This window comes from Pseudoalteromonas sp. P1-7a (assembly GCF_001401855.1).
Taxonomy (GTDB): Bacteria; Pseudomonadota; Gammaproteobacteria; order Enterobacterales; family Alteromonadaceae; genus Pseudoalteromonas.
Genome location: NZ_LKDU01000010.1, coordinates 1 through 20,917, shown reverse-complemented (window position 1 = coordinate 20,917; position 20,917 = coordinate 1). Strand labels below are relative to the sequence as shown.

Genomic DNA, 20,917 nt, shown 5'->3' with positions numbered 1-20,917 from the left:
ATTTAAAAGTAAAAACCAGTATTAGTGAACTTAAATTTTTACTTTTGCTGCCTAATAGCTGATTTTATCATCAAAGAGCACGTATTTAGCTTAATTTAGGCGGGTTCGGCTTATTTTACCCGCTCCAATTAAGCGTGTGTTATTGAGATTAATCGCATTTGTCTTGCTATTTACTCAGCCTACGATAGTTTTGTGAAATCTATTGTATGGTTAAGTAAAACTAAAATGAATTATTCCTTACCCCCGCGAATTTGCCGCACACTGCTTGTGCTATCACTTTTTGGCACGCTAAGCGCATGTACATTAACAAGCCCCAATGCAAACACGCAATTTGAACAAGTGGCGCAAAGTATTGTTGATTACCGCAAACGTGTTAATCCCTACACACAGCCTGAAGGGGTTGATGGCTATTTATTACCTAATTTATCGGCCGAATTTTTAAAGCAGCAATATGAGGAAAAAACAGCATTATTAAGTCGTTTAGATGCAATTGATAGCGATGAGCTTTCAAGTGAAAACAGTATTAACCTCAGTATTATTCGTGCGCAAGTACAAAACAGTGTTGATGAATATGTATTTAATGCGCACTACATGCCGCTAACTTCTGAGTATGGGTTCCATTCTAGCTTGTCTTATATGATTAATAGTTCGCAGTACAAGCAACCACAACAGTTAGAAACGTATTTAGCCCGCCTTGAACAAGTGCCGCGCTTTTTTGAGCAAAATATACATTGGATGAAAAAGGGGCTCGAAACGGGGCTTACTCAACCACAAGCGGTATTAGCCGGGTATGAAGACTCAATAAGCGCATACATAGTGGATGATGTAACACAGTCAGACTTTTACTCCCCGTTTAAAACGAACACAGCAGGGCTAAGCGAAAACGACTTTAAAGCGTTACAGCAAAAAGCTAAACGCATCATAAAAAACGATGTTATTGCCTCTTACAAAGCATATTTAACATTTTTTACTACGCAATATCAGCCAGGTGCACGCACTACGATTGGTATTTCGCAAACCCCTAATGGCAAGGCGTTTTATAAAAACCGCGCACAGTATTACACCACCACAAATATGAGCATTGATGAAATACATCAGCTGGGGTTATCTGAAGTGGCGCGTATCCGCAGTGAAATGCAGGAAATAATTAAAGAAGTAGGTTTTGAAGGCACGTTTGCCGATTTTATCCACTTTTTACGTACCGATCCGCAATTTTACGCCACCACTCCAGAGCAGCTATTAAAAGAAGCTGCTTATATAGCTAAAAAAATGGACGCGCAGCTGCCTAAGTTATTTCATACACTGCCACGTATGCCCTATGGCGTTGCACCTGTACCTGCAAATATAGCCCCTAAATATACAACCGGTCGCTATGTTGGCTCGAGCCGAAGCGATCAAGCAGGTTATTACTGGGTTAATACATATGCGCTAGATAAGCGCCCGTTGTATGTATTAGAGGCGCTGACCTTACACGAAGCCGTACCAGGGCATCATTTACAAATATCGCTTAATGCAGAGCTTGAAAACTTACCAAGCTACCGACGTGATGCCTACCTTTCGGCTTTTGGTGAAGGGTGGGGGCTTTATTCTGAATACTTAGGTATAGAAGCAGGCTTTTACCAAGACCCATACAGCCGATTTGGCCGTTTAACCTATGAAATGTGGCGTGCAGCTCGTTTAGTGGTTGATACAGGTATGCACATGTACGGCTGGAGCCGAGAGCGCGCTATGAACTTTATGAGCGAAAACACGGCGCTTTCATTACACAATGTTAAAACCGAAACCGACCGCTATATTTCGTGGCCGGGGCAAGCTTTGTCGTACAAAATTGGCGAGCTGACTATCAAGCGTTTACGCACAGAGGCCGAGCAAGCGCTTGGGCCACGTTTTGATATTCGTGAGTTTCATCATCAAGTATTGCGTCATGGTTCTGTGCCGTTATCAGTGCTTGAAGAGCAAGTTCGTTTGTATATAAAAGCTGAGCTTGAAAACACGCAAAGCTAATTATCTAAAGGTATAAACCTTGAACAACGAAAGGTGTTGTGTCATTTTGACGCAACACCTTTTTTATTTTAAAAACAGCCATCAAGGGGCCTTGGATGAGCGATTTTATTATTTTTAGTATTGATGTATTTGCGAGTATTTTTATTGTTGCATTAGGATTAATTGTACTTACCGTTATTGTTTTCTATTTTCGTGATATTACTCAAACAAAGCATGCAATTAGGCGAAATTACCCAGTTATTGGCCGCTTTAGGTACTTTTTTGAGCGCCAAGGCGAGTTTTTTAGGCAGTACTTTTTTGCCCTCGATAGAGAAGAAATGCCGTTTAACCGAGCAGAGCGCAGCTGGGTGTATCGGGCTGCAAAAGATGTCGATCGTACCGCTGCATTTGGCTCCACGCAAAGCTTAGAGGTAACAGGTACAGTGATGTTTATGAACTGTGCTTTTCCTACCTTAGATGAAGAGGCGTTGGACCCAAGTAATGTAACGTTAGGCCCTTATTGTAAAACGCCGTACACCACTAACTCATTGTTTAATATATCGGGAATGAGCTTCGGCGCGCTCTCAAAACCGGCTGTTAGAGCGTTATCAAAAGGGGCAAAATTAGCCGGCTGCTGGATGAATACTGGTGAAGGCGGGTTAAGTCCTTATCACTTAGAGGGCGGAGCCGATTTGGTGTTTCAAATTGGTACGGCTAAATATGGTGTGCGCGACGAGCTTGGAAATTTAAGTATTGATAAACTTAAAGAAATTGCGGCGCATAAAAACGTAAAAATGTTTGAGCTTAAATTAAGCCAAGGTGCCAAACCAGGTAAAGGCGGTATGTTACCTGGTAAAAAGGTTAATGCTGAAATTGCTAAAATAAGGGGCATCCCTGAGGGTAAAGATTCAATTAGCCCAAATGGGCACCCAGAGATCAAAAAGCCAAGCGATATATTAGATATGATTGCCACAGTGCGAAACGCCACAGGCAAACCTACCGGCTTTAAAGCCGTTATTGGTGATTACACCTGGCTAGAAACACTATTTGCAGAAATAAACCATCGCGGGCTTGAATCAGCACCGGATTTTATCACTATTGATAGTGCCGATGGCGGTACGGGCGCAGCGCCACAACCCTTATTAGATTCGGTAGGTTTACCGCTGCGCGAAAGCTTACCGCTGGTTGTTAATATGCTTGAAAAACACGGCTTAACAGGGCGGGTTAAAGTCATTGTTTCGGGTAAGTTAATTGTGCCCTCTAAGGTAGCATGGGCGCTTGCTTTGGGTGCTGATTTTGTTGTTTCTGCGCGTGGTCATATGTTTGCGTTAGGCTGTATACAGGCTATGCAATGTAATAAAGACACCTGCCCAACCGGTGTAACTACCCATAACGAGCGGCTACAGCGTGGTTTAAATGTTGCAGATAAAGCCCAGCGAGTTGCCAATTATAATAAATATATTCATTACGGCGCTGGCTTAATTGCCCACTCATGTGGTGTAACGAGTGCGCGGGAATTAAGGCGTAAACACGTGCGTATAGTGCAAGAAAGCGGGCTGTCGGAGCCGCTCGATAAAATTTACGAAAACTACCAATAACGGTATTAGTATAAAAAAGGCGCTTTGGCGCCTTTTTTAATTTAGTTGGCTTATTAATAAACTAAAAAAGGCATCTTTGTTGTCGCAGCTTTTGGCATTTAAAATAAGTTGCTCACCTAAGCTCAGCGTTTGTTTTTGTACTGCAAGGCGCGTATTTTCATCTTCAATGCTGTCAATATCTACCACATGCGCGAGCCCTATGGTGCGCCTAATTAGCTCTGTTCCACAATAACCTATGGCGTCTTGTAATACGGTTTTCATAAAGTACTGTGGGTAGCCGTCGGTATTAAGGGTGTGATCTGTGCTGTGGTTGGCAATTAAAGTTAACCATTGTTGCTCAAATAAATTATAGCTTTCAACAATGCAGCTAAGTAAATGCGTTTGATAGTTTCGTCGTGCTACAAACTCTTCAATATGCCCTGCTTGTGCGCAGTAATTTAATAGTAAATTGCCAATAAAAGAGCCTATATCAAAGCCAACAGGGCCAAAAAAGCCAAACTCGGGGTCAATCACTTTAGTGGTATTGGTATCTACAAAAATACTGCCGCTGTGCATATCGCCGTGCAGCAATGTTTGCGGGTTAGATAAAAAATTAGCTTTTAATTTCGCAACTTCTAACTTAAGTGCCGTGTTATCACGCAAAGCGTGTACATGTGTAGTAAGTTGCTCGTCAAAGTGATTGCGTTCGTGATCTGTATACGGATCGCTAAAAAATAAATCTTCTGTAATTTGGCAAAGCTCAGGGTTAGTAAATTGCTGTACGAGGGCCTTTTTATGCTGGGCGGTTAGGTAAAAATCTGAATTATAAAACCCGGTATGGCTCAAATACGTAGCTACGTGCTCGGCTAACCTAGGAAATTGCTCCGCGTTATTTTGCGCGGTACGCAATATTTTTAAGTGACCTAAATCTTCTAAAATGGTAAGTGCGTAAGCTTGGTTATAGTGCAGTACTTTAGCGGTGTTTTGTGGGCAAATAGCCCCATGGTTAAGTAACACTTGCGCCTCTATACGGGCTCTATCAAGCGTGAGCGGCCATGATTCACCTACACAACGAGCATAAGGCAGTGCCTGCTTTAAAATAATGCTGTTATGGTGCTCATCGCTAATTCTAAATACTAAATTAAGGTTACCGTCACCAAATTCGTACGCAGTTAAGTGTGCGCCAGCATTAAAAAAATCATACTGTTTAGAGTCAATTAGCGAATTTACATATTCAATTGCGCGCTGCGCATCAAACGCGACATAGTTAGCCATAGTGAGTTCTCAAATAACCTTTTTGGGCATTCTATACCTTTAAATGTTTAGATGTCTACAAGTCTAACTTGAGAGTTATTCAAACTGATGTAAAATACCCTTACGCATTTTATTTAAGCAGCCTCACCATGCAAAACCTAATCGCAAGCAGTTTAAAATATGAAAACGGCACATTAAGTGTGCTTGACCAGTATTTACTTCCTCATCAGCAGGTATGGCACGAATGCCATAGTGTTGAGACGATGAAGGAGCTGATCATCAGTTTAAAAATTCGTGGCGCACCATTAATAGGCTTAGGTGCGAGTTTGCTGGTTGCTCATTTAGCACAGCAGGGGGGAACTCAAGCGGCGCTTGCAAAAGCAATTGATGAGCTTGAAGCCACAAGGCCAACCGCTGTTAATTTAATGCATTGCATGGCTACATTAAGAGAGGCCCTTAAAAGCGATGACTTTGTAGCAGCTGTGGTGTGCAGCGCAGAGCGCCTTTTTATTGAAGACATTGCCCTATGTGAGCGCATGGCAACGCGCGGAGCTGAGCTTATAAACAGCGGCGACAATATTTTAACCCATTGTAATACCGGCGCATTAGCGACTGCTGGTATTGGTACAGCATTAGGCGTTATTTACAAAGCGCAGCAACAACACGGCAATATACATGTGTGGGTTGATGAAACGCGGCCCTTGTTGCAAGGCGGGCGTTTAACCGCGTTCGAGCTTGAGCGCTGGCAAGTACCGTATACGCTTATTTGCGATAATATGGCAGCAAGTTTAATGGCCGCAGGCAAGGTAGATAAAATAGTGGTAGGCGCCGATCGTATTGCTGCTAATGGCGACTTTGCTAATAAAGTGGGAACTTATAATTTAGCTGTATTGGCGCATTTTCATGATATTCCTTTTTATGTTGTCGCGCCTTTAACTACGCTTGATACACAAACAGCTTACGGTAGCGATATAGCAATAGAGCAGCGAAATAGCGCAGAGGTACGCGGCGTAAGTGGCAGTTTTGGTGAGGCGCTGTGGGCACCCACTAATGCCAATGTGTATAATCCCGCATTTGATGTAACACCTGCAAAACTAATAACAGCTTGGGTGTTAGATACCGGTGTTTACAATAAAAGTGATGTAGAGAGTGGGGCGTTAACAGCGCTTAAGTAGTTTTTAAACAGCGCTCCACTTATCCCTTTGTGGAGCGTATTACTTTTGCTATGCGAGCAACGGAAACTGCTTCGCTATTTCAGACTCGGTGCTTTTTGCAACCCAGCCCTCGGTATTATTAAATAATCTAATGGCGGTAAACTCTGGGTCGCTCCCCATATCAAACCAATGTGGGGTAAGAGTTGGGACCGAAATTAAGTCACCTTGCTGGCATAATACTTGGTAAATTTTAGCACTTATATGTAAGCAAAATAACCCTTGGCCTTTTACAAAAAAACGAACTTCGTCTTCACTATGAGTGTGCTCAAATAAAAACTTTTCTCGCATTTGTGCCGCTGCAGGATTACCTTTTGCAAGCGAAATAACATCCACCGTTTGGTAGCCATTTTGCGCTTTTAAGCGTGCTATATCATTTTTATACGCTGCGATAATTTGCTCATTTGTGGTGTGCTCATTAATGGGTGCGGTTGCTTGCCATTGTTCAAAACGTACATTTACCTTTGCTAATTGCTGAGTAATTTCGCTTAAATCGCGGGTGTTTACCAGCGCATTACTCGGATTGTTGTTAGCATAAATTGTTAATTGGCTCATGCAAATTGCTCCAATTTAACTGTGCTAAAGTCATGTACGTATGGGTGCGCGCTTTGTGCTTGGCCATCACGTATTAAGTGCAAGGTTTTAAGCCCTGCGGCTTTGGCTGCATCAAGCTCACCTGCAACATCACTTAAAAACAAGATTTCGTTAGCACTAAAGGGGAGCTGGTTAACTATAGTGTTATAGGCTGCTTGCTCTTGCTTTGCGCCGACTTTGGTATCAAAAAAATCATTAAACAGGGGGCGTATATCGCCATAGTCACTGTATTTGAAGAGTAACTGCTGCGCCCTCACTGAGCCTGATGAATACACATAGAGTGCGGTGCCTTGAGCATGCTGAGCTTGTAAAAACTCAAACGCATCTGCGTATAGGTGGCCTTTAAAATCACCGTGCTCGTAGCCCGTTTGCCAAATTAGCCCTTGTATTTGCTTTAAAGGGGTAATTTTTTTATCTTCTTCAATCCACTTTAATAATACGCTAATGACAGTTTCTATATCGGCATCGGGCTCATTAATAATGGCTTTTACTGCAGCTATTTGTTCAGCGACTTGGGTTTTATTTTCGTTTAAGCGTATAAATGTTGCTAATTGTTTGGCTGCATACGGAAAAAGCACCTCTTTAACAAATGAGATACGTGTGATGGTGCCTTCAATATCAGTTAAAATTGCCTTTATCATTATAGCTGTGCCCCAATACCTTCTATTTTTAACCGTTCTAGCTCGCAACTAAATAAAAACTCCAGCCCCTCTAAATGACGAAGTGCTTGTTTGTAATTACTCCCTACTACATAAACGCCATGCCCACGAATTAACACGGCATGCTCAATGGGTGTATGTAAGTGGTGATCGCTAAGGAGTAAGCTTAAACGTTCTATGTCTTGGTCGTTTTCAAAAATAGGAATGCTGAGCGTATCTAAATGCGAAGTTACTCCACTGAGTGACTTTTGCATTTCGTAACCGCTTAAATTTAATGCATGGCTTTTAATTACACGTGACAGGACGGTGGCTGCTACTGAGTGAGTATGCAGCACCACGTTAGCATGCGGAATAAGCTTATACATGCCTAAGTGCAGCTGCGTCTCAGCCGATGGGTTGCCTGCACCTTTAGTGCGATTACCTTGATGATCAAGCTCAATGAAGGTGTGTGTACCAAGCTGACCTTTATCAAAGCCGCTAGCGGTAACCACGAACCCGGTTGCGGTGCGCGCCGAAAAATTTCCGCCGGTGGCGGGAACCCAGCCTTTTTGACTGATCCATTTTCCAGCTTCAATAAGTTGCGAAATAGCGGTATTGTTGTGCATACATTCCTCACCAATGAGTGTAATACCAAGGCGCAATAATAATTAATGCTTTTGAGGCGCTAAACCATACGCTAGCTGCGTTTTTACTACCTCAAAATAGCTCAGTTAATTAAGCGAATTGATATAAAGCTATTTAATTTTAGACGGCTATACTTCTGTTTTAAGCAATGATAGCATCGCTTTAAGCGCAAAACCATCATTAAGGGCCTGTCGTGTTTGAAAGTAAATTACCAAATTCAAGTGTTAGTATATTTAGCCAAATGAGTGGCTTAGCAAGTCAGCATTCGGCAATAAATTTATCGCAGGGTTTTCCTGAGTTTGATGCGCCAGAGTTACTGAAAAACCAACTGAATTTTTATGTTCAGCAAGGGGTTAATCAATATTCGCCATCCAGTGGAGTACCCCGTTTACAACAACAGATAGCCAATTTGGTGGCGCGTAAATATGCGGCAAAAATTGATGCAGCTGAGCAAGTTACAGTTACATCGGGCGCCACCGAAGCATTGTTTGTCGCTATTCAAACTATAGTACGCCCCGATGATGAAGTCATTGTGTTTGACCCCGCCTATGACTCTTATCAACCAGCCGTTGAGCTTGCTGGCGGTAAAACTGTTCATATTGCACTGCATGCACCCGATTATGCTATTGATTGGCAAACTGTTCGCAGCGCAGTGAGCAAAAACACGCGCGCTATAATTATTAATACGCCACATAACCCAAGCGGTAAAATACTTAAAAGTCATGATATAAACGCGCTTAAATCGTTAGTAAGCGATCACAATTTATATGTCATAAGTGATGAGGTTTACGAACACATTACTTTTGATGGCGACATACACCTAAGCATGCTTTGCGATGAGCAGCTACGTGAAAAAAGTTTTGTTATATCAAGCTTTGGTAAAACGTTTCACAGCACCGGCTGGAAAATGGGTTACTGTATTGCCCCTGCACCGCTTGCTACTGAATTTAGAAAAATACATCAGTATGTTACTTTTTCAAGCTTTACACCTGCACAACACGCGTTGGCCGACATGCTTGAGCAACAAGGCGAGCATGTAGATGCGCTAAGCAATTTTTATCAGCAAAAGCGCGACTTACTAGCGCAGCACTTAAGTGACAGTCGTTTTACTATTTTACCAAGCCAAGGTACGTACTTTTTATTACTTGATTACAGTGAGGTGTCTGATCTTAATGATGTAGATTTTTGCCACTGGCTAGTAGAGCAAGCTGGGGTTGCTGCTATTCCTTTAAGTGTGTTTTACAAGCAACCTTCAAATGATAAAGTGATTCGACTGTGTTTTGCTAAAAACGATGAAACTTTAATAGAGGCCGCGCAAATATTATGTCAACTTTAACGCTTACACTCGTGCAAAGTACGCTGCATTGGCTTGATAAAGACGCCAATTTAGCCATGTTTGATAAAAAATTAGCAGAGATAACCGCTAACCCTGATTTAATTTTACTACCTGAAACTTTTGCTACTGGTTTTGCAATTAATCTTGATTGCGCAGAGCCCGAAAATGGCAAAGTGCTAAGCTGGCTAAAAACCCAAGCACACAAACATAACGCCGTTATTGCAGGGTCAGTGTTGGTTGCACAAGGCGATAAAAAAGCAAACCGGTTTTATTGGGTAAAACCCGATGGTGAGGTGAATTATTACGATAAACGCCATTTGTTTCGCTTAGGGAGTGAGGGTGACTATGTCGTAGCAGGGCAAGCGCGTAAGATATTTGAAATTAATGGCTTTAAGCTATTACCGCAGGTGTGTTACGACCTGCGCTTTCCGGTTTTTCAGCGCAATAATAACGACTACGATGTAATGATAAACGTAGCCAACTGGCCTGCGGTTCGTCGCCATATTTGGGATACATTATTAATGGCGCGCGCTATGGAAAACCTGTGCTATGTAGTAGCCGTTAACCGTGTTGGCGACGATGGCAATGGTGTGGCGCATAACGGTGGCACGGCCGTGTACGACTTTAAAGGCGATACGGTCGCTAAAGCAAAAGACAATACACAAGAGTTACTCACTGTAACGCTTGAAAAAGCTCCGCTCGATGATTTTAAAACCGCGTTCCCCGCTTATTTAGATGCCGATGCGTTTACCTTGGTATAAATCGCTAAGCATTAGCGCCTAGCCAATAAAGTGTTAAAATAGCCGCTGATATGTTTATTGGCGGCTCTATGAATACATCCCTTATTACACCGGTTATTTTAGCGGGTGGCATTGGCACTCGGTTATGGCCGCTTTCTCGCCAAGCTATGCCCAAGCAATTTTTACCCTTGCTTGATAACACACATTCGTTATTACAAAGTACGTTAGCGCGTGTATCAGGCAAGGGGTTTGCAAAGCCAATACTCGTGTGTAACGAACAGCACCGCTTTATTGCTGCTGAGCAAAGTGCACAAGTAAACCCTCGTGCACTGTTGTTAGAGCCGCAAGGTAAAAATACCGCTCCGGCCATTGCGCTGGCAGCACATTACGCGCTTCAGCAAGATATAACAGGGCCAATATTGGTGATGCCCGCCGATCATCATATTGAAAACTTTGCTGAGCTCACACTTAAATTAAATGATGCGGTTAAGTTAGCTGAGCAAGGTATGCTAGTTACATTTTCAATTACACCTACCAAGGCGCACAGTGGGTTTGGCTATATAAAGCAAGGTAGTAAAATATCAGGCTCAAATTGTTTTGAAGTCGCTGAATTTAAAGAAAAGCCAAATCTAGCTACGGCGAAAAAATACTTAGCTGAAGGCGGTTATAGTTGGAATAGCGGCATGTTTTTATTTACGCCACGTGCGTATTTAAATGAGCTTGAACGTTTTGCGCCAAAAATAGCGCACAGTGTAAAAGCGGCATCTCAGTTTTCACACGACTTAGGCTTTATAAGGCCGGTAAGTGAGCCACTTAAAAACTGCCCAAGTGACTCTATCGATTACGCTATTTTAGAGCGCAGTAATAATGTAGCCGTGCTGCCTGTAGCGCTTAATTGGAGTGATGTAGGCAGCTTTAGTGCTTTGGCTAGCCTTATAAAAAAAGATGCATATGGCAATAATGAAAACGACAGCCATACCGCGCAAAATAGCACTAATAATTTTGTTATAAGCGAAGACGATCACAGCGTTGCTACCCTTGGGGTCAGCGACTTAGCTATTATTCATACTCACGATGCCACCCTCGTTGCTAATAAAAATAAGCTTGACGGTCTGCCTTTATTGCTCAAGCAATTAGCGGTATGCCAAAGCGATAAACTCAACCACCATCAGGTTGTGTATCGGCCGTGGGGTAACTACCGCACCTTAGTAGCGGGGGCAGGATTTAAAGTTAAAAAAATAACAGTTAATAGCGGTGCTAAACTTTCGACGCAGCGCCATCAGCATCGTGCAGAGCATTGGGTGGTGGTATCGGGTATTGCTGATGTTCGTATTGATGAGCAAACATTAACACTCAACCATGACCAATCTTGCTACATTGCAGCAAAACAAATACACAGTTTAGCGAATAATCAAAAAGAGCCGCTAATTGTCATTGAAGTACAGACTGGCGCCGTACTAGATGAAAGCGATATAGAGCGATTTGATGATAAGTATGGAAGGGAGTAAACAGCTTAACCTGTAATAGAAAAGCCCATTAACTTAACTGCCCGCGCACGTACTTTAAGTATTGTTCTAGGCTGCGCTGCCATAGCTCTAACGCCTCATCTAGCAGGTTATTATGGGGTTTGTTATCAAGCAAACGACGCTCTATTTTTTTAAGCTCAATACCGTAGCGGTTAAAGCCTAATTGCAGCGCGGTGCTTGCTTGGCGGTGCAATAATTTAATGCACTGCTCTGGTTGCTGGTCAATTAGCTCTTGGCAGCGGGTTAGTTTTGTCCGTGCGGAGAGTACAAATTCATTGTAAATCGACGACACTTCGTCCTCACTAAATGAGCTAGTTAGTGTTTCTGCTGCGGTTTCGTCGTATAAGGTGTCTACTAGCTCTACAGCTATATTTGCAGTTTGATTTGATTGTGAATCACTCAGTGCTTGGCGAAGTTTTTGCTGCTTAATTGGTTTGCCGACTATGTCTTTTATACCCAAAGCTAAGTATTCTTTTACCTCATCAGGGCTTAAGCTTGCTGTAAAGGCGAGTACGGGGGTGCGCTGGTTTTTATGCTCCAACCGCTGCAGTCGTTTTAACACCTCTTGACCAGTAAAGTCAGGTAGGTTCATATCCAGTAAAATAACGTCAAAGTGATGTATTTGCATTAGTTCAATAGCGCTTTTACCATCTTTGGCGAGTTTTATTTTATGTTCATCTTCAGCCATAAACTCAATGGCAATTTTTTGATTTAAATCTAAATCCTCGACGAGTAGCACTTCTAGGCCAGTTAAGTAGTCTTTGTTTTGATGGCGCTGCTCTACCAAGCTAAGCTCCCCTAGCGTAAACGTAGTAGTAAAGCTAAATACGCTACCGGTGCCTAATTGGCTGGTTATTTCTAAGCGGCTTCCTAGCTTTTCGAGCAGTCGGCTGGTTATTGCAAGCCCAAGACCGGTACCGCCTTTTTCTTTACCAGCGCTACTTTGTACGTAGGGTTCAGTTAAGTACGCTATTTCGTCTTTTTCGATACCTGGGCCTGAGTCTTTAACACTAATTTTTATGGTGTGTTCAAGGTGTTTGTCGCTTATCAAATCAACCTGAATTTTTACTATACCGTGGTCGGTAAATTTTATGGCGTTACCTACAAGGTTAATAATTATTTGCCTTAACTTTTGCTGATCGCAGTAGTAACAAGCTTGCTCAGGGATATTACATACCAGTTCAAACTTAAGCTGTTTTTGCTCCGCTAATGGGCTGAGCAATAAACACAAATTATTTAACCAGGTTTTAAATTCAATATCTTCTTCGTAAAGTGCTTCATCGCTTTGGTCAAGGCTTGCGTAGTCGAGTACTTTATCAACCAATAAATTTAATGACTCGGCCGAATTAATAATAGCCTCACAATAGGCTTTATTGCGGGTGTCGGTGCTTTGGTTCATAACTAATTGGGCGCTGCCCAATATGCCATTAAGAGGGGTGCGAATTTCGTGGCTAATAGTTGATAAAAACAGACCTCTAATTTCTAAATCTTTTTGGGCTTTGTCGGCCAGTTTGTTGAGGTTTTTTTCCCTGCGCTCATTACACATTAGCGCCATGCCGGCAGCATAAAACATCGGAGCAATAACGCCATTTAAAAACAGTAAGCTGCTAAACCATGGGCTTTGCAATAACTGGGGCTGTTCAATATTAGCCATAAATAGTGAGCGGCTAATAAAACTCAGGGCAACTAACGTTAATATTAAAATATAAACAATGGTGCCATTGGGGTAGGGTTTTCGAGCATATTTAATAAATAAAAACAGCAAAAACGCGGCTTCAGCAATGTGCTGTACATCTGAGACGTAAATCCGTTCGCGTAATGAAGGGTCAAAAAACGAATAATACCCTAACATGACGGCACTAAACGCAGTAAATGCACACAGTAGTTTAAACCCAGGCCCCTTATAATCTAAAAATTGGCATATGGCCAAACTGTGCACAACCGATGCGCCAAACATCATGCTACTGGCGATACTAATCACAATAAGGTTGTGTGTTTTACCAATTAGCGTAAAGCCAATGACTGCGCCCAGTAATAAAACCGGGTAAAAAATATAAAGCAGCGTACCCGGGGTATTTTTGTTTGTGCGCCAAGTTAAAAAGTTAAGAAGAGTCATTACAATGATAACGGCAATGCTGGCAAAAAAGAGGGTAGATGAGTCGAGCATAAAGGTTCCAGCAATGGGTACTTCAAGTAGAGTAATAAAAAGCGAATAATTTAACAAGCATATAGCACAAACAAAAACAGGCACCCTAAGTGCCTGTTTTTAAAATACGAAATTGATTAACGAATTTCGTCTGGAATATTTTGTTGAGCCCAAGATAGTAGCTCAATACGGTTACGACACTTCGTTTTTCTAAAAGCGCTGTATAAATGTGTTTTAACGGTATGTGGGCTGATGCTTAGATCTTCAGCTATTTCTTTGTTTTTAGATCCCTTACTCATTAACGAGATTATTGCTTTTTCTCGTTTAGTAAGTTTAATTGGCTCTATATCGCCTTCGGTCAGCTTGTGCAGTGCATCTTTATTGAACTGCAACATGCGGTTCAGCGCATTACACATAATGTCACGTCTGTACCAAAGCTGATCTTCTAAAAGTAAGCGAATACCTTTCATTAATACATCAGCGTTATCAGTCGTATAAAACACGCCACGAATACCGCTCAAAAGCGCGCGGTTAGCAAGCTCAGGGTTTTCGTCTAGGTTAAATAATACGATATCGCACTTGGTGCGCAGGTTAACTAACTGCTCTTTTAGTTTACTCCATGCATCGTTACTTGATGTTTCAATAAACAGTAATCGAGTCCCTTCTGGTACATCTAAAATATTTGTACCCGTGGTTACGTCAAGGCCTTGCGTTTTTAACAAAGGTTCTAAAACGTTAATGCCAATGGTGTTAATTGGCTCTTGATCTAATAACAAAAAGGCTGAACTGCTCATGTTTTTATACTCTTTTTATAAAGCTGACTAGTTAAGTTTACCACGACTTCCACACCTTTTGTATTAGAAAGTCCGGTTTCGCCTTGTGAACAAGTACGATTTTACGATTATTTAAACATAAAATGTTGCAAATAAGTAATTATTTTTCACTTTATATACATGGTAAACAATAACATTTGTAACTAGAGAAATACCAATAATTCCAGTGAATTTTTATTATTAATTTTATATTTTTTTAGCATCTTGATATGGAGGCCAGCCCATTTCTTTGCCTGCAAGCATATGTAAATGTATGTGATACACGGTTTGCCCGCCGTGTTTATTGCAGTTCATTACGACTCTGTAGCCGTCTTCACTAAAGTTAAACTGCTTGGCTAACTTTGCAGCCACTTCGTATAAATTTCCAACTAAATGAGAGTTTTCGCTATTTATATCATTAATAGTTGCAATTGCTTTTTTTGGAATAATTAACACATGAAAAGGGGCTTGTGGGTTTATATCTTTAAATGCAAGGGTAGTTTCGTCTTCATAAATAATGTCTGCAGGGATTTCACGGTTAATAATTTTTGTAAATAGGGTATCTGTGCTCATAATCGTTTAAATGTAAGGGTTGAATTTAAAGTCACTAATGACAAATTTTGTTTGCAGTGTCAAACTCAAAACAAATAAAGGAGTTTTTATGCGTAAACCAATGTTAATAACCTCAGTTGCGGCATTCTTGATGAGTATGTCGGTGTATGGCGCAAATATTCACTTCCCTGAAGAATTAGTGCCCTTACAAGTCGGCGAAAGAGTGATTGAAAGCTCTCTATTTAGTCGAGTTGATGATATTGAACTTGCCTCAGGCTCTTATCGGTTAAAATTAAAGTACACCGATTTATACGAGACAGGCTTTGACGACCATGAGGTAATTGAGTCTGAACCTTTTTGGGTAGATATTACTGTTGATGATAACAAAGATTATGACATGGTGTTTAATCGTGCCGATAACGCAGTATCAGCAAAAATATTTGCTGAGGCACCGCAGGTAAGTTTAAAAGCAAAGGGAGCTGCGGTTGCACAGCCGCTTAGTGTTATTTCAAATACACAGCTGGCAAGTAAAAAGCCTGCTTTACAAAAGGCGGTGCCAGCGGGCCCAGTGCGTCCAAGCCAACCTATTAAGCCTATTGCGCCCATTAATGGCAAAGGCATGCCAAGTGCACCGCAAATGCTAGAATTTTGGTGGCAACAAGCAACGCTGGCTGAACGAAAAGCCTTTTTAGAAAAGGTAACGAACCAAGGCGCTGAATAATAAACTTATCTCAGCTACTAATTTTAAGCACTAAATGCGCTGAGCTTAGTTACAGTTTTTAGTTTGAGAAAATTACAGTATTAAAAAAGGCCGATAAATCGGCCTTTTTTATTGGTTTTACTGTTTTACCCTAAAGGTGTGAACACCTTTAGGGGCGGCACAGGTTGCTTATTTATCAAATAAAGCGTCTATGGTGCCTTGGGCAAGTGGGTGGTAGCCTGGGCGTGCTTTGATGTATACATCGTGTGCCCACTCACGCTTACCATTTTTAATAAGTGCTTTGTATAATGGCACAATTAGCTTACGACGACCTATACCTGATAAGTGCTTATCAAGCGCTGGGTAAATAGGTTGGTAACCATTACCTACCGCTAACATAAACCATGCAAACGCGCGCTCTGCATTGGTTGATTGCGTTAGGTTAAATTGCTTATCAAGCTCTGCCATTTTATCTAAGCTTAAGTCGCGTGGTAGGTTGTTTAAAAAGTGTAACCATTCGTGCACTGTCCACTGAGCCGTAGGTAATTGTGCAGCGTTTGATTCACCTTTTAGCCATGCCGCGCTTGCTGCATCTACTTTGTCAAACGCATCAGATGTTGGGTTTGGCGCATCGCTTGGTAAACCAGGCTCAAAAATCCACTCATTTACTTTATCCATGCTTACAACGCCAGGGTACTTTTCAATTAAGTTAGCTTTTAAGTAAGTAACAAATTGCGCAGTCGTCAGCGATTTGAAGGCAAACTCATTAAAGTAGGTCTTAACAAAGTCATCAAACTTATCACGGCCGTATTTTTCTTCTAGGTAGATTAAAAATAGCTGCCCTTTAGTGTATGGCACTGAGCTAAATGCATCATCTGGGTCACGGCCATTAAGTTTTAAATTAAGGCGGGTATCAGGTGCGTCAATCGTTTTAAGCTGGGCACGTAAACCTGCTGTATCTAAAGCTTGCTCCATTACAGCGCGGTCGCGGCCAAACACTTCTTCCATAATGCGGTTTTCAACGTATGAGGTAAACCCTTCGTTTAACCATAAATCTTCCCACGTAGCGTTGGTAACTAAGTTACCAGACCAAGAGTGGGCAAGCTCATGCGCAATTAAGTTAACTAAGCTTTTATCGCCTGCTACTACGGTAGGAGTAATAAACGAAAGTCGCGGGTTTTCCATGCCACCAAACGGAAAGCTCGGCGGTAACATTAATAAATCATAGCGGCCCCATGCATACTCACCATACATTTCGTTGGTTTTGTCGATCATGGCTTGGGTGTCGTTAAACTCGGCAACCGAAGCGTCTAAAATTTCAGGCTCGGCAAATATACCAGTTTGTTTTGACATGGCTTTAAATTCTAAATTACCTGCACCAATTGCAATTAAGTACGGCGAAATTGCTTGCGGCATATCAAAGTGGTAGTCGCCATCTTTGTATAGCGCATCTTTGTTATCGGCGCTCATTACGGCACGTATATCTTTTGGTGTATGTATACGAGCAGAGTAAGTAACGCGCATGGCAGGGGTATCTTGTACTGGTAACCAGCTACGAGCGTGAATAGCCTGCGATTGGCTGTACATAAACGGGTGCGTTTTGCTGGCTGTTTGCTCTGGTGTTAACCATTGCAGGCCAGATGCTTCTGGGCGGCTGTTGTAGTAAATACGTACTTTGGGCGCTTGGCTTTTTAATGTAATTGTTAGTTTTGAGCCTTTAACATCATCGCGCTCAGCCAGTGTAAATTTAGCTTTGTGCCAATCACCATTTGCTGTTTGGTACATAACTTTATCAATGTCTAAGTCGCGGGTATCTAGTACCAGCTTTTTACTCGTGTCATTGTTCCACTTTAGCGTGTGCTCAACAAAACCTTCTAATTGCTTGTCGGCAAAATCGACATCTAAATCAAGGTTTAAGTGTGTTGTTACCACATCATCTAGGTTGGCGTATGAGTTTTGATCAATCGCGTTTGCCATTGCTTGCGAGCACATACCGGCCATAGCGAGGCTTAAAAAAAGAGGTTTAATTTTCATAAAATACCCTGAACACTAATAATAAGTGCAGGTTTTATATCATGATTGATACAGCGGGTTGAGTGATTTTTACATTCTTTGCGACAATAAGGTAAACTACTGCGATTAGTTACCAGTACACTCAGAGACCTTTGTGGCGCACTCATTAAAACCTTTACATACCTTTGCACTAAACAATCAATGCCAGCATTTTGTTGAAATAACCTCGGTTGAGCAACTTAAAGCACACCGTTTTAGTGCTCCGTTTTGTTTATTAGGGGAAGGTAGCAACACAATATTTTTAGAAAACTACACAGGCACCGTCATTAAAATGACCACTAAGGGTATTACTATTACCGAGCGTGAAAATGACGTACTGGTGAGTGCAGCTGCGGGTGAGAACTGGCATAACCTTGTAAGCTATTTACTTGATAAAAATATTGCAGGGCTTGAAAACCTAGCCCTTATTCCGGGCACTGTTGGGGCGTCGCCGGTACAAAACATTGGTGCTTATGGTGTTGAGCTCGCCCAATTTGTAGAGTCGATTGAGTACATTGATATAGCCACTAAAAACAAGGTGACTTTAACTAACGCTCAATGTGAGTTTGCTTATCGTGATTCTATTTTTAAGCACACCTTAAAAAATAAAGCAGTGATCACTCAAGTCAATTTAGCATTGCCTAAAAAATGGCAGCCAGTTTTAAGTTATGGCCCACTCAAAGTATTGCAAAACCCCACCCCTAAAAAGGTATACGAGCAGGTTATTGCAATTCGTAACGCTAAGCTGCCAAACCCATACACTTTAGCCAACGCGGGTAGCTTTTTTAAAAATCCGATTATTAGCAATGCGCGTTTACAAGCGCTACTTTTGCGCTTTGCCGATGTACCGCATTACCCTTATGGAGAAAGCCATCACAAAGTGGCAGCAGGTTGGTTAATTGACCAAGCCGGCTTGAAGGGCTACGCAGTAGCAGGTATTGAGGTGCATAAACAGCAAGCGCTGGTATTAGTTAATCATGGTAATAGTAAAGGTAGCGATTTAATCGCTATGATCACGCACATACAAAATACGGTATTTGCACGTTACGGCATAACGCTAGAGCACGAAGTAAGGCTTATAAACACACATAGTGAATGCCATATCATTACGGAGCATGCTCAATGAAAGCACCTGATGGGAATAAACTCGCTATATTAAATGCGCTTAATCAAGGTGGCTTTATATCGGGCCAAGCCCTTGGCGAGCAGCTAGGTATAAGCCGTGCGGCTGTGAGTAAGCATATTCAAACATTGCAAGATATGGGACTCGACATATTTAAAGTGACGGGTAAAGGTTACAGTTTAAATAATGCGGTGGGCTTGCTAAACCAAGGCAATATAACTAAGTATTATCATGCGTTAGGCGCAAATAAAGCCCAAGTAGAAGTGCACCCTATTATTGATTCAACCAACAGCGAGCTAATGCGCCGTATTCAAAATAAAGCAGCGCTTGAGTCTGGTACTGTAGTGGTTGCCGAAATGCAGCAAGCTGGGCGAGGAAGGCGAGGGCGTGTATGGCAATCACCGTTTGGGGCTAACTTATATTACAGTTATTTTTGGCGGTTAGATGATGGCCTACAAGCAGCTATGGGTGTATCAATTGCCGTAGGGCTTGCTGTATACGATGCCATTAAAGCTCTTTACGGTATTGATATAGAGCTTAAATGGCCAAACGACATATACATAAATAAGCAAAAGCTAGCGGGAGTGCTAGTTGAGCTAGATGGACAACCACAAGGCCCTTGTCAGCTAGTCATTGGTATTGGCATTAATCTACACATGCCGCAAAACACCAGCGAGCACATTGACCAAGCATGGACCGACTTAAGCCAACATACCACCGCGCTTGATAAAAACCAGTTAGTTGCTTCTCTTACCTATTACTTAGAGCAGCGTTTGGCAGATTACCAGCAAGATGGACTAAACAGCATGTATGCCCAGTGGAACGCGCTCAATGCCTTTGCGGGTGAGTGCGTAGAGCTCAATACTGGGCACAGAAGTTGGCGGGGGATTTGTGAAGGTATTGATCAGCACGGCGGAATACGTATCCGCCAAGACGGCGAAGTAAAAAGTTACTACGGCGGTGAAATCTCGTTAAGAAAGGCTAAATTATGAAGCTGTTGATAGATGTGGGTAATACATCATTAAAAGCGGCCTTATGGCACGAGCAACAAGCAACGCCCGTGACTATAAACAACGTGCCGTGGCAGGCAATAACGGCTGTTGTGTATGCCTGTGTAGGCAAAAGTGAACTATTAAATGATGCGCTCACATTAGCTGCTAAAAAAAATATTCCGTGTTTTGAGGCGCATGTTAGCAAAAACCTCAGTGGGCTAAGCTGCGCATATGACCAGGTTGGCAATTTAGGCATTGATCGCTGGCTTGCGTTGGTGGCGGGTTTTACACTTTACCCTAATACCCCCTGTATTATTGTTGATGCCGGCACTGCAACCACAATTGATGTATTGAGCGGTGAAGGCGAGCACTTAGGGGGCTGGATATTACCTGGTCTTGATTTAATGACTCACTCATTGACACAAAATACCCAACGTGTGTTTGATGATGCTAATACCCCCTTTTTAAATGAGTTAGGGAAAAACACACCCAATGGATTAAAAAATGGCGCGCTGGTGGCAACATTAGGTGCTATTGAGCAGGCCAAATATCAACTTAAACAGGTAACAGCAGAACAAAAACCACAAACTTTGTGCGCTGGAGGTTATGGTTTGCTGTTACAACAGCAAATAAATGGCAGTATTTTTGATTCTTTACTCGTTATGAAAGGATTAAATTACTGGTATGAGCTCAGTAAAAACGACGAAAAACAGTAAAATTAAGCACTTTTGCATGAAATCTGAGCGTTTAAGCTAAAAAATTACATTTTTTTTAATTTTATAGTTGCATCATAATAAACCTTACTCTAATATCTCGCCCCGTACTAAAGCAGTGCCGACTTAGCTCAGCTGGTAGAGCAACTGACTTGTAATCAGTAGGTCAACCGTTCGACTCGGTTAGTCGGCACCACTTTCCTTTTACCGAAAGTGAATTAGTAAAGAATTATCGTGGAGGGGTTCCCGAGCGGCCAAAGGGATCAGACTGTAAATCTGACGGCTCAGCCTTCGCTGGTTCGAATCCAGCTCCCTCCACCACT

General features: G+C 42.0%; 18 protein-coding genes and 2 tRNA genes. 12 read left to right on the top strand and 8 right to left on the bottom strand.

The window, feature by feature from the left end; translation table 11 throughout:
* Nucleotides 1-225: 225 nt before the first annotated feature.
* A complete protein-coding gene (locus AN389_RS08520; RefSeq protein ID WP_055019618.1) occupies nucleotides 226-2,004 on the top strand; it encodes a DUF885 family protein in 1,779 nt (592 codons plus the stop codon).
* 95 nt (nucleotides 2,005-2,099) lie between these two features.
* A complete protein-coding gene (locus AN389_RS08515) occupies nucleotides 2,100-3,581 on the top strand; it encodes an FMN-binding glutamate synthase family protein (protein ID WP_004587481.1) in 1,482 nt (493 codons plus the stop codon).
* 36 nt (nucleotides 3,582-3,617) lie between these two features.
* On the opposite strand, the gene mtnK is transcribed toward AN389_RS08515, so the two are convergent.
* Entirely contained in the window at nucleotides 3,618-4,835 is a 1,218-nt protein-coding gene (gene mtnK, locus AN389_RS08510) for an S-methyl-5-thioribose kinase (protein WP_055019617.1), read from the bottom strand.
* A 128-nt stretch (nucleotides 4,836-4,963) separates the two neighbouring features.
* On the opposite strand from mtnK, the gene mtnA reads away from it, so the two are divergent.
* Entirely contained in the window at nucleotides 4,964-5,989 is a 1,026-nt protein-coding gene (mtnA, locus tag AN389_RS08505; protein ID WP_055019616.1) for an S-methyl-5-thioribose-1-phosphate isomerase, read from the top strand.
* Nucleotides 5,990-6,037: 48 nt separating this feature from the next.
* On the opposite strand, the gene AN389_RS08500 is transcribed toward mtnA, so the two are convergent.
* Genes AN389_RS08500 through AN389_RS08490 form a run of 3 tightly spaced genes read right to left on the bottom strand, consistent with a single transcriptional unit; the run spans nucleotide 6,038 to nucleotide 7,883 of the window.
* Entirely contained in the window at nucleotides 6,038-6,580 is a 543-nt protein-coding gene (locus AN389_RS08500; RefSeq protein WP_055019615.1) for an acireductone dioxygenase, read from the bottom strand.
* On the bottom strand, nucleotides 6,577-7,260 hold the full coding sequence (gene mtnC / locus AN389_RS08495; RefSeq protein ID WP_055019614.1) for an acireductone synthase: 684 nt from the start codon (nucleotides 7,258-7,260) through the stop codon (nucleotides 6,577-6,579). Before mtnC ends, AN389_RS08500 begins: the two co-directional genes overlap by 4 nt.
* Nucleotides 7,260-7,883 (bottom strand): methylthioribulose 1-phosphate dehydratase, encoded by a 624-nt coding sequence (locus tag AN389_RS08490; protein WP_055015565.1) that lies wholly within the window; start codon nucleotides 7,881-7,883, stop codon nucleotides 7,260-7,262. Before AN389_RS08490 ends, mtnC begins: the two co-directional genes overlap by 1 nt.
* Nucleotides 7,884-8,095: 212 nt before the next feature.
* On the opposite strand from AN389_RS08490, the gene AN389_RS08485 reads away from it, so the two are divergent.
* From AN389_RS08485 to AN389_RS08475, 3 genes are all read left to right on the top strand, one after another.
* Complete coding sequence (locus AN389_RS08485; RefSeq protein ID WP_055015566.1) at nucleotides 8,096-9,238, top strand: methionine aminotransferase; 1,143 nt, start codon at nucleotides 8,096-8,098, stop codon at nucleotides 9,236-9,238.
* Complete coding sequence (locus AN389_RS08480; protein ID WP_055015567.1) at nucleotides 9,226-9,999, top strand: amidohydrolase; 774 nt, start codon at nucleotides 9,226-9,228, stop codon at nucleotides 9,997-9,999. Before AN389_RS08485 ends, AN389_RS08480 begins: the two co-directional genes overlap by 13 nt.
* Nucleotides 10,000-10,067: 68 nt before the next feature.
* The gene (locus AN389_RS08475; RefSeq protein WP_055015580.1) at nucleotides 10,068-11,486 is read left to right on the top strand and encodes a mannose-1-phosphate guanylyltransferase/mannose-6-phosphate isomerase; all 1,419 of its coding nucleotides are present in this window, start codon (nucleotides 10,068-10,070) and stop codon (nucleotides 11,484-11,486) included.
* Between the two features lie 28 nt (nucleotides 11,487-11,514).
* Here the strand turns inward: AN389_RS08475 and AN389_RS08470 are convergent, their stop codons facing one another.
* The 3 genes from AN389_RS08470 to AN389_RS08460 form a co-directional block, all read right to left on the bottom strand.
* Nucleotides 11,515-13,671: an ATP-binding protein gene (locus tag AN389_RS08470; RefSeq protein ID WP_055015581.1), complete on the bottom strand. Its 2,157-nt coding sequence runs from the start codon at nucleotides 13,669-13,671 to the stop codon at nucleotides 11,515-11,517.
* 116 nt (nucleotides 13,672-13,787) lie between these two features.
* Nucleotides 13,788-14,444, bottom strand: coding sequence for a response regulator transcription factor (locus AN389_RS08465; protein WP_055015568.1), 657 nt, complete (start codon nucleotides 14,442-14,444; stop codon nucleotides 13,788-13,790).
* Nucleotides 14,445-14,669: 225 nt separating this feature from the next.
* Complete coding sequence (locus AN389_RS08460; RefSeq protein WP_055019613.1) at nucleotides 14,670-15,035, bottom strand: histidine triad nucleotide-binding protein; 366 nt, start codon at nucleotides 15,033-15,035, stop codon at nucleotides 14,670-14,672.
* A gap of 88 nt (nucleotides 15,036-15,123) precedes the next feature.
* On the opposite strand from AN389_RS08460, the gene AN389_RS08455 reads away from it, so the two are divergent.
* On the top strand, nucleotides 15,124-15,735 hold the full coding sequence (locus AN389_RS08455; protein ID WP_055015569.1) for a DUF2057 domain-containing protein: 612 nt from the start codon (nucleotides 15,124-15,126) through the stop codon (nucleotides 15,733-15,735).
* A gap of 168 nt (nucleotides 15,736-15,903) precedes the next feature.
* Here the strand turns inward: AN389_RS08455 and AN389_RS08450 are convergent, their stop codons facing one another.
* Nucleotides 15,904-17,748 carry a M1 family metallopeptidase gene (locus AN389_RS08450; protein WP_055019612.1) on the bottom strand — a complete coding sequence of 615 codons (1,845 nt, stop codon included), beginning with the start codon at nucleotides 17,746-17,748 and terminating at the stop codon, nucleotides 15,904-15,906.
* 133 nt (nucleotides 17,749-17,881) lie between these two features.
* Between AN389_RS08450 and murB the strand changes: the two genes are divergently transcribed.
* The 5 genes from murB to AN389_RS08425 all read left to right on the top strand — a co-directional run bounded on the left by murB (nucleotide 17,882) and on the right by AN389_RS08425 (nucleotide 20,915).
* On the top strand, nucleotides 17,882-18,892 hold the full coding sequence (gene murB / locus AN389_RS08445) for a UDP-N-acetylmuramate dehydrogenase (protein WP_055019611.1): 1,011 nt from the start codon (nucleotides 17,882-17,884) through the stop codon (nucleotides 18,890-18,892).
* A complete protein-coding gene (gene birA, locus AN389_RS08440) occupies nucleotides 18,889-19,881 on the top strand; it encodes a bifunctional biotin--[acetyl-CoA-carboxylase] ligase/biotin operon repressor BirA (protein WP_055015572.1) in 993 nt (330 codons plus the stop codon). The genes murB and birA overlap by 4 nt, the downstream gene beginning before the upstream one ends.
* The gene (locus AN389_RS08435; protein WP_055019610.1) at nucleotides 19,878-20,597 is read left to right on the top strand and encodes a type III pantothenate kinase; all 720 of its coding nucleotides are present in this window, start codon (nucleotides 19,878-19,880) and stop codon (nucleotides 20,595-20,597) included. The genes birA and AN389_RS08435 overlap by 4 nt, the downstream gene beginning before the upstream one ends.
* 117 nt (nucleotides 20,598-20,714) lie before the next feature.
* Nucleotides 20,715-20,790: transfer RNA gene (locus AN389_RS08430), tRNA-Thr, on the top strand.
* Between the two features lie 40 nt (nucleotides 20,791-20,830).
* Nucleotides 20,831-20,915: transfer RNA gene (locus AN389_RS08425), tRNA-Tyr, on the top strand.
* Nucleotides 20,916-20,917 lie beyond the last annotated feature (2 nt).

Excerpts from the sequence above, each read along its gene's own strand:
- birA (WP_055015572.1), top strand. The coding sequence starts at position 18,889 with ATGAAAGCACCTGATGGGAATAAACTCGCTATATTAAATGCGCTTAAT.
- AN389_RS08435 (WP_055019610.1), top strand. The coding sequence starts at position 19,878 with ATGAAGCTGTTGATAGATGTGGGTAATACATCATTAAAAGCGGCCTTA.
- AN389_RS08455 (WP_055015569.1), top strand. The coding sequence starts at position 15,124 with ATGCGTAAACCAATGTTAATAACCTCAGTTGCGGCATTCTTGATGAGT.
- AN389_RS08500 (WP_055019615.1), bottom strand. The coding sequence starts at position 6,580 with ATGAGCCAATTAACAATTTATGCTAACAACAATCCGAGTAATGCGCTG.
- AN389_RS08470 (WP_055015581.1), bottom strand. The coding sequence starts at position 13,671 with ATGCTCGACTCATCTACCCTCTTTTTTGCCAGCATTGCCGTTATCATT.
- mtnA (WP_055019616.1), top strand. The coding sequence starts at position 4,964 with ATGCAAAACCTAATCGCAAGCAGTTTAAAATATGAAAACGGCACATTA.
- mtnK (WP_055019617.1), bottom strand. The coding sequence starts at position 4,835 with ATGGCTAACTATGTCGCGTTTGATGCGCAGCGCGCAATTGAATATGTA.
- AN389_RS08460 (WP_055019613.1), bottom strand. The coding sequence starts at position 15,035 with ATGAGCACAGATACCCTATTTACAAAAATTATTAACCGTGAAATCCCT.
- AN389_RS08465 (WP_055015568.1), bottom strand. The coding sequence starts at position 14,444 with ATGAGCAGTTCAGCCTTTTTGTTATTAGATCAAGAGCCAATTAACACC.
- AN389_RS08475 (WP_055015580.1), top strand. The coding sequence starts at position 10,068 with ATGAATACATCCCTTATTACACCGGTTATTTTAGCGGGTGGCATTGGC.
- AN389_RS08520 (WP_055019618.1), top strand. The coding sequence starts at position 226 with ATGAATTATTCCTTACCCCCGCGAATTTGCCGCACACTGCTTGTGCTA.
- mtnC (WP_055019614.1), bottom strand. The coding sequence starts at position 7,260 with ATGATAAAGGCAATTTTAACTGATATTGAAGGCACCATCACACGTATC.
- AN389_RS08480 (WP_055015567.1), top strand. The coding sequence starts at position 9,226 with ATGTCAACTTTAACGCTTACACTCGTGCAAAGTACGCTGCATTGGCTT.
- AN389_RS08515 (WP_004587481.1), top strand. The coding sequence starts at position 2,100 with ATGAGCGATTTTATTATTTTTAGTATTGATGTATTTGCGAGTATTTTT.
- AN389_RS08490 (WP_055015565.1), bottom strand. The coding sequence starts at position 7,883 with ATGCACAACAATACCGCTATTTCGCAACTTATTGAAGCTGGAAAATGG.
- AN389_RS08450 (WP_055019612.1), bottom strand. The coding sequence starts at position 17,748 with ATGAAAATTAAACCTCTTTTTTTAAGCCTCGCTATGGCCGGTATGTGC.